This is a genomic window from Clostridioides sp. ES-S-0108-01, from assembly GCF_020662285.1.
Classification (GTDB): Bacteria; Bacillota; Clostridia; order Peptostreptococcales; family Peptostreptococcaceae; genus Clostridioides.
The window spans coordinates 22,936-39,388 of sequence record NZ_JADGMN010000020.1 but is presented as its reverse complement, the minus strand read 5'-3'; the positions used below and the strand labels follow the sequence as shown (position 1 = coordinate 39,388).

Sequence of the window (16,453 nt, the reverse complement as noted above, 5' to 3'; positions counted from 1 at the left end):
ATATTTAATGTGAGTAGATACTAGAATAGTTTTAAAAGAGTAGATGTTAAAAGTAGAGTATATAAATGTAACTATAAGTTTAGGATAATTTATAAATTAAATATAAAAGCTAGGTGGATAAGCAATCTTATCCATCTAGCTAATGATAGATAAGGACGGGTGTTAATGAGTAAAAGAAAATCTTTTATAAGAACCGTAGCAGTGTCAACTATGGCAGTAGCTGTAACTGGTAGTGCTACATGTGCATATGCAGAACCAGTTTTACAAGGAACAAAAACTTATGAGAAAGTAAATACCATAGACATATCTGTGGACTCAGTAGAAAATATAGTATATTCATTTCAAGCTAGTATAAAAGTACAAGGTGAGGTTGAAATAGTAGATAATGAGCAGAAAGAAAAGATTACTTGGTCTGATAATATAAAAGCTCAGATAAAAAGTGGAAATGCAAATGCTACTTGTAGAGCAGAATACAATAAATCAAGTAATACAACTACATTAGATATATATGTTACATCAAATGAAGATTTACTAGATGGAAATAGATTGAATATAGGAAGAATATCTGTAAAAAAATCTGGCAGTAACTCAAATGCTGACTATAAAATTTTAGGGAATGGAACAAGTGATAAACCAGCTTTAAAAATTGTAACATATAACAATAAAACAGTGGATTATGAAAGTATAAATTCAGATGAAAGTTTAATATTTACCCTTATTAATGAGAGTGAAGTAAAACCAATTGGGGGAACTGGTTCTAGTAAAAGTGACCCTGAAAAGTATAAGGTAGAGAAAAGTGAAGCACTTGAATATTTATTAAACAATATTAGGATAAACTATTCTGTTGTTAGCAAAGAAACGGAAGAAAGTGGCTTAAATGTAATATTAAAACTTGGATTATCACAAAAAACGACTAGAGGAAGAAAAGCTACAATAAACAAATATGTTGAAGTTACGCTTCCAAAAAGTTTAGAGTACATAGTTGAAAATGAATTATCTAAACCAGATGAATTGCCACCAGATAATAATAGTGGAGGAAGTAATTCAGGTGGCTCATCTAGTGGTGGAAGCTCTGGAGGAGGAAGTTCAAGTGAGTCTACATCTAATGTCACAGTCAAAAAATTAAAAGGTGCTGATAGATTTGAGACAGCTGTTAAAATATCGCAAAGTGGCTGGACAAAATCAGATACAGTTGTAATTGTAAATGGAGAAGATAAAAGTATGGTGGATGGACTTACAGCTACACCACTTGCTAGTGTAAAAAACTCACCAATTCTTTTATCATCAAATGAAAAGCTTCCTCAAAAAACTGTAGAAGAATTAAAAAGATTAAATCCATCAAAAGTAATTGTAATAGGTGGAAATAACTCAATGCCAAATTCAATTGTTGAAGCTATCAAAGCTGTAAATTCAAAAATATCAGTACAAAGAATAGGTGGAGATACAAGATATCAAACTTCTATTAATATAGCAAAAGAAATAGATAAGACAAATAAGGTAAGCAAGTTGTATATAGGGGCAGGAAATGGAGAAGCTGATTCATTATCAATAGCATCACTGGCTGGTAAGGAAAAAACTCCAATAGTACTTACACAAAAAGATGGTGTAGATAATGAAGCTGAACAATTTATTAAATCAAATAATGTGTCAAATATATACTTTATTGGTGGAATAGAAAAAATATCCAACAAGGCTATTGAGCAAGTTGGAAAAATAGCAAACAAAGATATATCAAACAATAGAGTAGCAGGTCAAACTAGACAAGAGACAAATGCCAAAGTAATAGACAAATTCTATTCTCAATCTAAACTTGATGGAGTTGTAGTTGCGAATCAAGATAAACTTATAGACGCCTTAGCAGTTGGACCATTAGCATCTAAAAACAATTCACCAGTTATACTTGCTACAAATGCGTTAGATAAATCACAAGAATCGTCATTAAAAGGTAAAAATTCATCAAAGTTGTTTGAAGTAGGCGGAGGAATAGCCTCATCTGTAGTAGATAAGATTAGGAGCTTAATTGAAAAATAAATATATTAAGTAAATTAAAAATAAGAATGTATTTAAATATAAATTTATATGTTTAAAAGTACATTCTTATTTTATTTTTATTATGTTGATAATTTAATAATATTGAAATTAAAATGTATAATAATTTGAGTAGTATTAAGTTTATTTTTTAAACGAAGCAGGTATCTTTCATCTATAAACTCTATTTTTGAGCATATTTAAAATGAAGATAAAAATAATTTTTTAAATTTAATAAAATAAAGTATTAATATATAGACGAAATATATTAATATCATATATACTCTATAATATATAGAAAATAAAGGAAAAATGAAGTTTAAATGAAAACATTATAAATATAAAATATAAAAATCATCAGGGGGATATGAAAATGAACAAAAAAATATTATCATTAGGTCTAGCAGTATCATTAATCTTGGTAAACTTCAAAAGTGTAAGTGCATCATCAGTAGTAGAAAAAATATATGGTAAAGATAGATATGAAACAGCAGCAAAGATAGCTGATAGACAGACTTATGAAACAGTAATTTTAGTAAATACAGAAAAATCACTTGCAGATGGATTAAGTGCAAGTGGATTATCAGGTGCTACAAAAGCGCCAATACTATTTACACAACAAAATAAGATACCAGCAGACACAAATAGATGTTTAAAAAATATCAAAAAAGCATACATAATAGGTACAGAAGATACTATAAGTAAATCAGTAGAAAAAGAACTAGATTCTAAAAATATAGAAGTCAAAAGAATTGGTGGAGAAGATAGACTAAAAACAAGCTACTTAATAGCTAAAGAAATAGCAAATATAAAACAAGTGGATAAAGTACTATTAACTAATGCATATAGTGGAGAAGCAGATGCAATGAGTGTATCATCAGTAGCTACTAGAGATGGAGCTCCAATCATACTTACAGATGGAAAGAGTGTACCTTTTGATGTAAAAAATATTCCATCGTATTGTATAGGCTCGGAGGAGATAATGAGTAATTCTCTAGTAAAAAGTACAAACTCAGTAAGAATACAAGGAACTGACCGATTTGAAACTAACAAAGAGGTAATAGACTACTTTTTTAAAAGTGCAGATGGATTCTATGTATCAGATGGGTATCAATTAGTAGATGCAATAGCAGCTGCACCACTTACTAAAGACTCTCCAATGGTACTAGTAAATGATGGTAGTGATAAGACTGTATTAGAAGGAGCTAAGCATATAACTTCTATAGGTGAAATAGATGAGAAAGTAATACAACAGTGTATAAATGCTTCAAAGTCAAATGGACAACCCCCAACAATTACAGTTGGAAGTACAGAGATATATAGGGGTGAAAAGTTTGACACTGGCAAATTAAATATAGTGGCTAAAGATAACACTGGAAAGGTATTGCCAATAGAAGTTGATGGGTTTATAGATACGGATAGAATAGGTACATATATATTGACATTAAAGGCTACAGATGAATGGGGAAAAAGTATAGAAAAAAGAGTAGAGATAAAAGTGTTAGATGATAAATCTCATGATTACAACAGCCCAGAATTTAAGAAAATGGTGTCTACTGAAATGTACAGCTTAATCAATTCTTATAGAAAAGAAAAAGGTAAAGAGCCTTTGGTGGTGTCTAGTAAGCTAGAAGGTATGGCAAATGCGTGGTCTAAGTACATGATGGATAACGCAGTTTTTGCACATTATATAGATGGAAAAAATGCTCCACAAGTATTTTCTGAATTTGGAATGAGAAGTGAGGAGAATATAGCATATATTTATATAGATTCTAAGAGTGTTCAAACGACTCAAGATGCAAAAGATTTGGCAAAGGCTATATTTGAAGTATGGGAGAAGTCTCCTGAATATAATGCAAATATGATTAGTGATGATTTTTCCAGTACCGGATTTGGACTTTATATATTATCTGACGGTCAGGTACATGCTACTCAAGAGTTTTTAAATGGTAACGAGGGTAGTTTGTAAAAATTTACCATAAATCTTGTTTTTTTATTAATTTACTGATATCATAAAATGAAAATCACATCTAAAGTACTTTTTGTAGTCTATTTTGTTATTATTTTATAGATTATAGTATTTTAGATGTTTTTTATTTTAGTCATTTATAAATTTTAAGGGAATCACTACTGAGGATGTAATTTATAATTAGCTGAATTATATAAAAAAATTAGTAGGAGGAGTTTGATGAAGGTAAATAAGAGAGTATTATCGATAGGATTGACAATATCATTAATAATGGCAGGGGCAACAAATATCAATGCACTTTCAAGCATAGAAAAGATACAAGGGAAAGATAGATATGAGACTTCTGCATTGATATCAGACAAACAAATATATGATACAGTCATATTAGTAAACACTGATAATTCTATAGTAGATGGATTAAGTGCAAGTGGACTATCAGGAGTTGCAAAAGCTCCTATAATGTTGGTACAAAAAGATAAAATACCAACTGATGTTGAAAAAAGATTAAAGGACGTTAAGAATGCTTATGTTATAGGAACAGAGGATACTATAGGTAAGTCTGTGGAAAATCAACTTAAGAATAAGGGAATTGAGGTCAAAAGAATTGGTGGTGAGGATAGAATAAAGACTAGCTATCTTATAGCTAAGGAAATTTCAGCTATTAAATCAGTAAATAGTGGTGATAAGGTTTTTCTTGTAAATGGATATACAGGTGAGGCTGATGCAATGAGTGTATCTTCTGTAGCTGCTAGAGATGGAGTGCCAGTGATACTTACTGATGGAAAGAGTATACCATTTAATGTGGATGATGTTCAGTGTTATTCTCTTGGCTCAGAGGAGATAATGAGTAATGAACTCGTGAGTAAGACTAATTCTGTTAGGATTGCTGGTAAGGATAGATTTGAGACTAATAAGAAGGTTATACAACGCTTTTATAAGGGAACAAAGAAGTTTTATGTTTCGCAAGGGTATAAATTAGTTGATGCTGTGGCTGGTTCTCCATTGGCTAAGGAAAAACCTATAGTACTTGTTGATGATGGAAGTGATAAGAGTGTACTTAGAGGTGCTGATGAAGTTACTTCTTTAGGTGGAATGGATAAGAAGGTTGTTGACCAATGTGTTATTTCTGTATCTGATAAAAATACACTGCCTACGATAACTGCTAATGATGTTGAGATTTCTGTAGGGGATAAGTTTGATAATAGTATGTTGAATATAGTTGCTACTGATTATTATGGAAACGATTTAAAGACCGATATTAAAGGAAATGTAGATGTTAATAAGGCTGGTACGTATGTTTTAAATATAAGTGTAGTAGATAATTTAGGTCAGAAGAGTGAGATTAGTGTAAATGTTAAGGTAGTTGTAAATACAAGTACAAAAGACCCTAATAGTTATGAATTTAAGGCTATGGTTTCTAATGAAATGTATAATTTAGTTAATTCATATAGAAAAGAAAAAGGTAAGAAGACTTTAAGGGAATTAAATTCTTTAGCTGGAATGGCAAATGCATGGTCTAAGTATATGGATGATAAGAAGGTATTTGCCCATGAGATTGATGGTAAAAATGCAGCTGAAGTGTTTTCTGGTTTTGGTATGAGAACTGATGAAAATATTGCATATTTACCTATGAATGTTAAGTCTGTTTACACTTCTAAAGATGCAAAAAATATAGCGAAGTCCATTTTTGACCTATGGAAAAAATCTTCTAAGTATAATGAGAATATGTTAAAAGAAGAGTTTTATAGCTTTGGATTTGGAATGTATGTTTCTACTCAAGGTGAAATTAATGCAGCAATGGAATTTTTAAATAGCTAAATTTTGTTTTAACAGCTATGATAGAAAATATAAAATTGATTAAAAAAAGATAAAATAAAATTAAAAATATAGTATAAATGTGAATGATAAATTTAAAAACTAAAAAAATGGCGAAAAAACAGATAATTTGATGGAAAAAACTTCTATTAATTTTGCATAAATTATTGAAATTATATTTTATATAGTCTATCATAAGAGTGTGAGAAATATTTGGATTATATGAACATGAAATTTATATGTACATAATTAAAAGAGATGTAATTAATATAATGTTGGGAGGAATTTAAGAAATGAATAAGAAAAATTTAGCAATGGCTATGGCAGCTGTTACTGTAGTTGGTTCTGCTGCTCCAGTATTTGCAGATGAATCAAAAGGAATAAGTGTTGAACAATTACTTAATGGAAATTTTAAAAATGGTGATTATGTAGCTTTAGAGACTGAGAAAAAAGCAAACATAAAAGGATATACAGTAGCGTCAAGTAAAGTGAAACAGATTAAAAATGATTTACAAAAAGTTCTAGATAATGATGGGGTAATTGTAGCTAGATATAAAGAAATGGATGGCGATTCTGGATATAAAATAGTTAAAAACGAGTTTCCTATTAAAGATAGCTCAGATTTAGATGCTGTTGAATCAAAAATAAAAGATTTAGACGCTGGAGAATTTGTTGATTTTGAGATTCAAGCAAAAGAAGCACCTAAATTTACAAGCAGTGAAATTGATGCCTTAGAAAAAACTATAAAAGACAAAATTAATGAGGCAACAGATAAAGTTCTTTTTGAAGGTGGATTTAAAAAGTTAGGTGATATTAAATTAGATGGTACTTCTACAACAGTTAGTACTTTTTTAACAGATAATTATTACACAACTACTGCAAATGTAAAATATACAGACGATGATAAGGGTAGAATTTTAACATTACCAGTAGATGCAAGTCCTGCTAAGAAAGCATATTCTGATGAGGATGGTACAGAAGTAAAAGTTGAAGAAATAAAAGTTAAGACTGGTGATGCTAAAGTTGATTTCTCTAAACCTTATGTAGATTCACTTGGAAAATTAGCTTTTAAAGCTGAAGAAGAAAAGCCTGGAGCTAAAAATTATTTAAGAGTTGTAAAAGCTACTGAAAAGAATGTAACTGTTGATTCTGATTCAGAAGATGTAGCTAAAAATTTAGCTAAACAATATGTATTTAACTCAAATGATATAGAAGATGCAATAGATTCTCTACAAGATGCAGTGAAAGATGGAGATTACTATAAAGCAACTCTTTTCTCAACTGGAAAGAGATTACAAGGATTTGCAACATATGGAGCAAGTTCAAAAACTCCTTCTGAGTTAGCTAGTGGAAATTCACCAGTAGTTTTAACTGCTAAATCTACTAGTAAGAGTGATTTAAAAGATTTCTTAGAAGATTTAAAAACATACAATAATAGTTACAAAAATACTAATGTTGTAGCTGGAGAAGATAGAATAGAAACTGCTATAGCAATAAGTGAGAAATATTTCAATTCTACAGAAAATGGATATGTAACTACTGATGAAGTAGATGATGTCGTTTTAGTTGGTTCAAATGCTATAGTTGATGGATTAGTTGCTGCACCTTTAGCATCAGAAAAAACAGCTCCATTATTATTAACAGGTAAAGATAAGTTAGATTCAGGTGTAAAATCTGAAATAAAGAGAGTTATGGGATTAAAAACTTCAGATGGAGTATCAAATAAGAAAACTGTTTATATAGCTGGTGGAGTAAATAGTGTATCTAAAGATGTTGAAAAAGAATTAACTGATATGGGATTAAAAGTTACAAGATTATCTGGAGAAGACAGATATGAAACTTCTTTAAAAATAGCAGATAAGATAGGTTTAGATAATGATAAAGCATATGTAGTTGGAGGAACTGGATTAGCAGATGCTATGAGTGTTGCTTCTGTTGCTTCTCATTTAACAAATGGAGATGCTGATCCAATAATAGTTGTTGATGGTAAAGGAACTGAATTATCTTCAGATGCAGAAGATTTCTTAGGAAGTGCAGAAGTAGATATAATAGGTGGAACAGCTAGTGTTTCTAAAGATATGGAAAAATCTATAGAAGATGCTATAGGTCAAGCTCCTGATAGAGTTAAAGGAAATGATAGACAAGGAACTAATGCAGAAGTTATCAAAAAATACTATAAAATAGATGATACAGATGCTATAAGAGATGGAAAAGGAGCAAAAGATTTCTTTGTTGCTAAAGATGGTTCTACTAAGGAAGACCAATTAGTTGACGCATTAGCAATTGGTGCAGTTGCTGGTCATAATTCAGCTCCTGTAGTATTAGCTACTGATTCTATATCTTCTGAGCAATCTGTAGCAATAAGTAAAGTATTAGAAGATGATACAGATGCATCTTTAACACAAGTTGGTAAAGGTATAGCTGAGTCAGTTTTAAATAGAATAAAAGACTTATTAGATTTATAAGATAAATTTTAGATAAGTTAAAATAAAAAAAGACTTCTTTTTAAGAAGTCTTTTTTTATTTTGATATTTTAATTAAATAATAAAAGAGAGGCTAAAATTTTAGCCTCTCTTTTGCGTGAAAAATACTTAAATATAAAGATGTAATAATTTATTTAAGTATGGACATTATACTATACTTTAAAAAAAATGTCTACTATTCACTCATTTTAATGTATAATAGAAAGTGTAAAAAAGACAATAGAGAAAAATAAGGAGGAAAAAATGTCAGTTTTAGATAAAATACTTGATAAATCAGATGAAATAGAAATTAAAGCTATAAATCGTATAGTAGATGAAATAGAAGCATTAGAAAATAAAATGGAAGCATTGTCAGATAAAGAACTGAGAAATACGACAAATATATTTAAAGATAGATTAGAAAAGGGCGACACATTAGATGATATATTAGTAGAAGCATTTGCAGTTGTAAGAGAAGTTTCAAAAAGAATTCTTGGAATGAGACAATATAGGGTTCAGTTAATAGGAGGAATAGTACTTCATCAAGGTAAAATTGCTGAAATGAAAACTGGAGAAGGAAAAACATTAGTTGGAGTGGCACCGATATATTTAAATGCTTTATCTGGACAAGGTGTACATGTTGTCACAGTGAATGATTACTTAGCTAAACGTGATAAAGAACTCATGCAACCTGTATATGAATTTTTAGGTATGAGTGTGGGTGTAATATTAGCTAAACAAGAACCACATGAAAGAAAATATCAATACAACTGTGATATCACATATGGAACAAATAATGAATATGGATTTGATTATTTAAGAGATAATATGGTTACTAATGCAAATGATAGAGTACAAAGAAGATTAAACTTTGCCATAGTGGATGAAGTTGATTCTATACTTATAGATGAAGCCAGAACTCCTCTTATAATAGCTGGAAATGGAGAAGATGAAAGTAAGATATGTGCTTTGGCTAATGCTTTTATACTCACAATAGAAGATGGTGATTTTGAAATGGATAAAAAAGATAAGACTATATCTCTTACAGAAAAAGGACTTGATAAATGTGAAAAGTTTTTTGGTATAGATAATCTGACTAATGTAGATAATATAGAATTATTCCACCATGTAAATCAATCTTTAAGAGCACATAAATTAATGGAACGTGATGTAGAATATGTTGTTAAAAATAATGAGATTTTTATAGTAGATGAGTTCACAGGTAGAATAATGGATGGAAGAAGATTTACAGATGGTCTTCATCAAGCAATAGAGGCAAAAGAGGGTGTGGAAATAAGAAATGAATCAAAAACTTTAGCTACTGTTACATTCCAAAATTTCTTTAGATTGTATAATAAACTTTCAGGAATGACTGGAACAGCAAAAACAGAAGAAAGTGAATTTGAGTCAACTTATGAAATAAATGTTGTACAGATACCAACAAATAAACCCGTTATAAGAGTAGATTTACATGATAAAGTTTTTAAAACTGAGAAGGCTAAATTCGATGCTGTTGTAGAAGAAATAATAAAAATAAATAAAACAAAACAACCTATATTAGTAGGTACTGTGTCTATAGAAAAATCAGAACTTTTGTCAGGTCTTTTAAAAAAGAAAGGAATTAAGCATAATGTTTTAAATGCAAAGAAACATGAAAAAGAAGCTGATATAATTTCTATGGCTGGAAAACTAGGCTCGGTGACAATTGCTACTAATATGGCTGGAAGAGGAACTGATATTTCTCTTGGTGCAGGAAATAAAATAGAAGAAGAAGAAGTAAAAAGATTAGGTGGACTCTATGTAATAGGTACAGAGAGGCATGAGACAAGACGAATTGATAATCAACTTAGGGGGCGTTCTGGAAGACAAGGAGATCCTGGTATATCGAGATTTTTTGTAAGCTTAGAAGATGACGTAATAAAATTATATGGTGGAAAAAGTATAGAAAAAATAATGAAAAAAATGAATAGTAAAGATAATGATGCTATTGAAAGTAAAATGTTATCTAAAGCAATAGAGAGAGCACAAAAAGGAGTAGAAGGTAAAAACTTTGAGATAAGAAAAAATGTACTTAAATATGATGATATTATAAATCAACAGAGAAAAATTATATACAATGAAAGAAATAAAGTATTAGATGGAGAGGATATATCTGGAGATATACAACAAATGGTAAGAGAAATTATAGTTGATGCAGCTGAAAATTTCTTGAAAAAAAACAGGGACTATTATAGATATTTCAAGTATCTATATGATGTTTTTATGCCAGCAGATACTTTATTAATACCTGGAGTAGGAAATAAAACTGTTGAAGAGATTATAGAAAATACTTATGATATATCTAGAAGGGTTTATGATTTAAAAAAAATGATGGTCGGTATTAATACTTTAGCTCAGATGGAAAAAAAGGTTCTTTTACAAGTAGTTGATACATATTGGATAGAACATATAGATGCTATGGAACAGTTAAAACAATATATAGGTCTTAAAGCATATGGTCAAAAAGATCCAATTAAAGAATATACAATAGAAGGATATAGTATGTTTGAAAATTTAAATAAAAAAATAAGGGTTAATACAGTAAAATATCTCTATAAGTTCAATTAAAAAGAGGCTCATGTGAGCCTCTTTTTGTGTGAGAAATACGGAAAAAAGAGATGCTTGAAATTTCTTTCTTCCATTTAATATTATACTATAAAGAAAATGAAAAGTCTATTAGTTATAAATTGGATTATAAAAAAAAATTACATTTTTGTTACTTTTTGTGTGTAAATATAAAAAAATTAAACTATTATAAAAAAGGTTATACCTTATTATCAGTTATTACAATAAATCCTATTTATTGAAATAATGTCAGATATATATTATAATTGGTAAATAAGGAAAAATTAATAAAAAATTGAATTTCTTAGGGGGAAAATACCATGAATAGAAAAAATCTTTCAGTAGTTATGGCAGCTGCAATGATAAGTACATCAGTAACTCCAGTTTTTGCTGCGGAAACTACACAGGTAAAAGAACAAACAATAACTAAAAAAGAAGCTACAGAATTAGTTTCAAAAGTTAGAGATTTAATGTCTCAAAAATATACTGGAGGTTCTCAAGTTGGACAACCAATATATGAAATAAAGGTTGGTGAAACTTCATCAAAATTAAATATAATAACTAATATAGATGAATTAGAAAAGTTAGTAAATTCATTAGGAGAAAATAAAGAACTTCTTGTAACGATAAAAGATAAAGGGCATGTAACAAACAGTGCAAATGAAGTGGTTGCTGAAGCAATTGAAAAGTATGAAAATTCAGCAGACCTTTCAGCTGAAGCTAATTCAATAACAGAAAAAGCTAAAACTGAAACGAATGGAATTTATAAAGTTGCAGATGTAAAAGCGTCGTATGATAGTGCTAAAGATAAATTAGTTATAACTTTAAGGGATAAAATAGAAACAGTAACTTCTAAAACTATAGAAGTTGGGATTGGCGATGAAAAAGTTGATTTAACAGCTAATCCAGTTGATTCAAATGGAACAAATTTAGACCCCTCTGCAGAAGCGTTTAAAGTAAGCAACATAAGTAAATTAGGTGTAGCAGGAGCTAAAAATATTGATGATGTTCAATTAGCTGAAATAACTATAAAAAATAGTGATTTAAATACAGTTTCACCACAAGATTTATATGATGGATATAGATTAACTGTTAAAGGTAATATGGTGGCAAATGGTACATCAAAATCAGTTAGTGATATTTCAGCAAAAGATTCAGAAACAGGAAAATATAAATTTACTATTAAATATACTGATACATCTGGAAAAGCGATAGAACTTACTGTAGAAAGTACTAATGAAAAAGATTTAAAAGATGCTAAATCTGCATTAGAAGGAAATTCAAAGGTTAAATTAATAGCTGGAGACGATAGATATGCAACTGCAGTAGCTATAGCAAAACAAACAAAATACACTGAAAATGTAGTTATAGTTAATTCAAATAAATTAGTTGATGGGTTAGCAGCTACACCACTAGCCCAATTTAAAAAAGCACCTATACTGTTGGCATCTGATAGTGAAATACCAAAAGTAACTTTAGATTATGTAAAAGATATAATTAAGAAGAGCCCATCTGCTAAAATATACATAGTAGGTGGAGAATCAGCAGTATCAAATACAGCTAAAAAGCAATTAGAATCAGTAACTAAGAATGTTGAAAGATTAGCTGGAGATGATAGACATACGACTTCTGTAGCAGTAGCAAAAGCTATGGGTTCTTTTAAAGATGCATTTGTAGTAGGTGCAAAAGGGGAGGCTGATGCTATGAGTATAGCTGCTAAAGCTGCTGAACTTAAGGCTCCTATAATAGTAAATGGTTGGAATGATCTCTCAGCAGAAGCTATTAAATTGATGGATGGAAAAGAGATTGGCATAGTTGGTGGTTCTAACAATGTACCTAGCCAAATTGAAAATCAACTTGTTGATGTTGATAAAGATAGAAAAGTTCAAAGAGTTGAAGGAGAAACAAGACACGATACCAATGCTAAAGTTATAGAAACATATTATAACAAATTAGATAAACTATATATAGCAAAAGATGGCTATGGAAATAATAGTATGTTAGTAGATGCATTGGCAGCAGGACCTCTAGCAGCAGGTAAAGGTCCGATACTTCTGGCTAAAACTGATGTAACAGACTCACAAAAGGGTGCCCTTAGTAAAAAATTAAATCTTGGTGCAGAAGTAACTCAAATAGGTAATGGAGTTGAATTGACAGTAATACAAAAGATAGCTAAGATACTAGGTTGGTAATAACTTATACTGTGGAGAAGGTTCCTTAATAAATAGAGGAATCTTTTTCTATAGTCATGCTATTTTATTGTAAATTATAACATTTTATGAAATAGGAGGATGCAGTAGTGGTAGATGCAACTTTATTTTTTACACCACATCAAGATGATGAAACTTTAAGTATGGGGAGTGCTATAATTGAACATGTTGAAAAGAGTGATACACATGTTATATTATGTACAGATGGAAGTAAATCAATAATAAGAAAAGTTTTAGATGATGGGGGAACATGCTCTTATCATATTAAAGATGTACATAAGTATTCTCTAGCGGAAAGTGAGTTTTCAAAAGATAGAGATGAAGAATTTAAGGATAGTTGTGAAGCAATGGGTGTAAAAGAAAGTAATATACATATAGAAGATAATAGAGCTCATGATGGAGCGTTAAATAAGGAAAAAGCAAAGGAAATAATTCTTAAGTACTTAAAAAAATATCCAGATGCGAAAGTAAAGACTGTTACTCCATTTAAGGCTAATGGAATACATGAAGACCATAGAGCATTAGGAAAAGCTGCATTAGAGTTATATCAGGAAGGGAAAATAAAAGACTTAAGATTTTATGTAGAGCCATATGACTATAATGATTTTAAAAAAGTTAATCCAAGTATAGAAGTATGGGAGGTGTTACCTAGTCAAGAGGAGAAGTTATTAAGTGCAATGAATTCATATAAAAAATGGAATCCTGAAAGTGGGCATTATGCTATAGGATACCATTCAGTAAAATCTCATTTTGATGAGTTAGCATTAAATAAAATACAGTATGTTCATGCTCCATAAAACATTTTATGAATATTGGGAGGAAGTAATCTATGAAAGTTTCAAAAAAAATAATATCGATATTAACTTTATCAATTTTAGTAATTTCAGTATCAATTAATACCTCAAATGCTTTGATAACAAATACTTTAACAGGTTCTGGAAGATGGGAAACTGCAATAAAAATTAGCCAAGATGGATGGTCAAAAGCAGATAGTGCTATATTAGTAAATGATAATTCAATAGCAGATGCCTTATCATCAACTCCTTTTGCTAAATTGAAAAATGCTCCTATTTTATTAACTCAAAGTAATAAATTAGATGCTAGAACAAAATCAGAGTTAAAGAGGTTAGGTGTAAAGAATGTATATTTAATTGGTGGGAAAAACACCTTAGATTCAAATATTGAAAACCAATTAAAATCAGAGAGAATAAATTTTGAAAGAATATCAGGAGATAATAGATATGAAACATCTTTAAGATTGGCAGAGAGATTAGATGAAGAAAAAGATATTTATAAAATAGTTGTTGTAAATGGTGAAAAAGGACTTGCTGATGCAGTAAGTGTTGGTGCAGCAGCAGCTCAAGATAATATGCCTATAATACTTTCTGATTCAAATGAAGGTACAAAAATAGCGGATAAATTTATAAAGGAACAAAATATAAAAACATCTTATATAATTGGTGGTGTATATTCTATTTCTAATTCCATAGAACAAAATCTACCAAATAGTAAAAGGATATCAGGAAGTAATAGAAATGAAACTAATGCAAAAGTTATACAGGAATTTTATAAAAGTACAGAGTTAAAAAATCTTTATGTTACTAAAGATGGGATGAAAAAACAAGGAGATTTAATTGATTCACTTTCCGTGGGTGTATTAGCTGCTAAAAATAATTCACCATTAATACTAGTAGGAAAAAAATTAGATGCTATACAAAAGGATGTCTTGAACTCTAAAATTTTTGCTAAAATAACAAAAGTAGGTGGAAATGGAAACGAAGATGCATATAATGAACTTAAGGATTTGCAAGAAACAACTAATTTTAATGCTGAAAATGTATCTGAATTCGAGTCAGCTATAAAAAAATCAGATGCAAATGATATAATAAAATTCAAAGCTGATGGTTCAATAAGCTCTTCTTTTAAAATCGATACAAAAAAAGCAATAACTGTAGAGCTTATTGGAAATTTTACTGATAAAATTACTGTAAATATGCCAAATGGAGATATTAATATCGATTCCAAGTCAAATCTAAGCAATGAATTAGTTATAGAAGATATAAAAAACGATACATTAAATAATGAAGGAAGTATTGATTCAATTTCAGTGTATGATGGAAATGGATGTAGAATAAATAATAAAGAAGAGGGTGATATATGGCTTTTAACAATAGCAGATAATGCTAAAAATGTTAATATTGTTAATGATGGTCAGATAAATAAAGTTAATAACAGTGTATCTGATACTATAATAAAAAATAATGGCAAGATAAATACTGTAAGTGGAAGTGAAGAACCTTCTATAAGTGGAAAAAAGCCAGATAATAATACTGTAACTGATAGTACTTCTGCTAAAGGAATATCTGTGTCAGCTTCTGCTTGTTCACCAGCAAAATTAAATAGAGTGAGTCTAACAATTTCTACAAAACCTCAAAGCTCAGAACATAAAATTTACTACAGGGTAGTTAGCTCAAAACCATCACCTATGGATGTTGGAGATAGGATAAATCAATCTTTATGGATTGAAGTTGATAGTCAAAATAGCTTTGAAGTTAGTGCGGTAGATGGAAGTTATATTGAAGCTGTAGAAGTAAAAATATCAAATAATAAAGTAACTAAGTGGGGAAGAACAAAATATTCTGTAGATGATGGTTATACGACATCAACCACTTCACCTGCTACAGCAAGAGTTATATTATGATATAGATGGAATTGAAAAATATGAGATGTTTTGTTTATACATTAAGTTAGTTTTTAGTGTAAATAAATAAAATATCTCATATTTTATTTGTAATTGTTATTTAAAACAAAGTTTTCATAACAACAAAATTAGTGTATACTATGTTTAAGGGAAATATGATGAAAAATGTATAAGAAAGGAGTAGTGACTGTGAATATTACAAATAAGTACATATTGGGAGTTTCGATATTAGCAATTGCGTGTTTTGGCTTTTCTGTATATGAAGCGAAGTCAGAAGTTTCTCAAAGGAAAAAAGATTATAATATATATGTTCAAGCTAGTCAATCAATACAAACAGGAAAAGAATTAGATAGAGCTATATTAGGTATTGAAAGTATAGAGAAAAAGTATGGTCAAAGTGATATTTTATATATTACAAAGGCTGATTTGTATAAAGTATCAAAAAGATATGATAAAGCTCAAAAAGAGTTTAAAGAAGCATATGATTCATATATACATTTGCAAAATAAGGTACCTTTTTTAGTATCATATGCAGAAGTTGCTATAGAAAATAAAGATAAGGAAATGGCAAGAAATTTACTGGAAAAAGCACAAAAAGTAGGTATACCAAATGAATATAAAGATATAACTAATAAAATATTATCTCAAATTAATTAAAGGGAGA

The 16,453-nt window shown here is 29.5% G+C and carries 9 protein-coding genes; all 9 read left to right on the top strand.

The annotated features are described in order from the left end of the window. Nucleotides 1-165 precede the first annotated feature (165 nt). The 9 genes from IR152_RS15670 (at nucleotide 166) to IR152_RS15630 (ending at nucleotide 16,446) form a co-directional block, all read left to right on the top strand. On the top strand, nucleotides 166-2,031 hold the full coding sequence (locus IR152_RS15670; RefSeq protein WP_227452856.1) for a cell wall-binding protein Cwp10: 1,866 nt from the start codon (nucleotides 166-168) through the stop codon (nucleotides 2,029-2,031). Between the two features lie 364 nt (nucleotides 2,032-2,395). Continuing rightward, nucleotides 2,396-3,997, top strand: coding sequence for a cell wall-binding protein Cwp11 (locus IR152_RS15665; protein ID WP_227452855.1), 1,602 nt, complete (start codon nucleotides 2,396-2,398; stop codon nucleotides 3,995-3,997). A gap of 219 nt (nucleotides 3,998-4,216) precedes the next feature. Further along, nucleotides 4,217-5,815 (top strand): cell wall-binding repeat-containing protein, encoded by a 1,599-nt coding sequence (locus IR152_RS15660; RefSeq protein WP_227452854.1) that lies wholly within the window; start codon nucleotides 4,217-4,219, stop codon nucleotides 5,813-5,815. Nucleotides 5,816-6,105: 290 nt separating this feature from the next. Next, nucleotides 6,106-8,277: an S-layer protein SlpA gene (slpA, locus tag IR152_RS15655; protein WP_227452853.1), complete on the top strand. Its 2,172-nt coding sequence runs from the start codon at nucleotides 6,106-6,108 to the stop codon at nucleotides 8,275-8,277. A gap of 261 nt (nucleotides 8,278-8,538) precedes the next feature. Continuing rightward, nucleotides 8,539-10,881, top strand: coding sequence for a preprotein translocase subunit SecA (secA, locus tag IR152_RS15650; protein ID WP_227452852.1), 2,343 nt, complete (start codon nucleotides 8,539-8,541; stop codon nucleotides 10,879-10,881). Nucleotides 10,882-11,198: 317 nt separating this feature from the next. Beyond that, complete coding sequence (locus IR152_RS15645) at nucleotides 11,199-13,070, top strand: cell wall-binding repeat-containing protein (protein ID WP_227452851.1); 1,872 nt, start codon at nucleotides 11,199-11,201, stop codon at nucleotides 13,068-13,070. 107 nt (nucleotides 13,071-13,177) lie between these two features. Then, on the top strand, nucleotides 13,178-13,885 hold the full coding sequence (locus IR152_RS15640; RefSeq protein ID WP_227452850.1) for a PIG-L family deacetylase: 708 nt from the start codon (nucleotides 13,178-13,180) through the stop codon (nucleotides 13,883-13,885). Between the two features lie 32 nt (nucleotides 13,886-13,917). Beyond that, a complete protein-coding gene (locus tag IR152_RS15635) occupies nucleotides 13,918-15,789 on the top strand; it encodes a cell wall-binding repeat-containing protein (protein WP_227452849.1) in 1,872 nt (623 codons plus the stop codon). Between the two features lie 189 nt (nucleotides 15,790-15,978). Beyond that, nucleotides 15,979-16,446, top strand: a complete 468-nt coding sequence (locus tag IR152_RS15630; protein WP_227452848.1) for a tetratricopeptide repeat protein — start codon at nucleotides 15,979-15,981, stop codon at nucleotides 16,444-16,446. Nucleotides 16,447-16,453 lie beyond the last annotated feature (7 nt).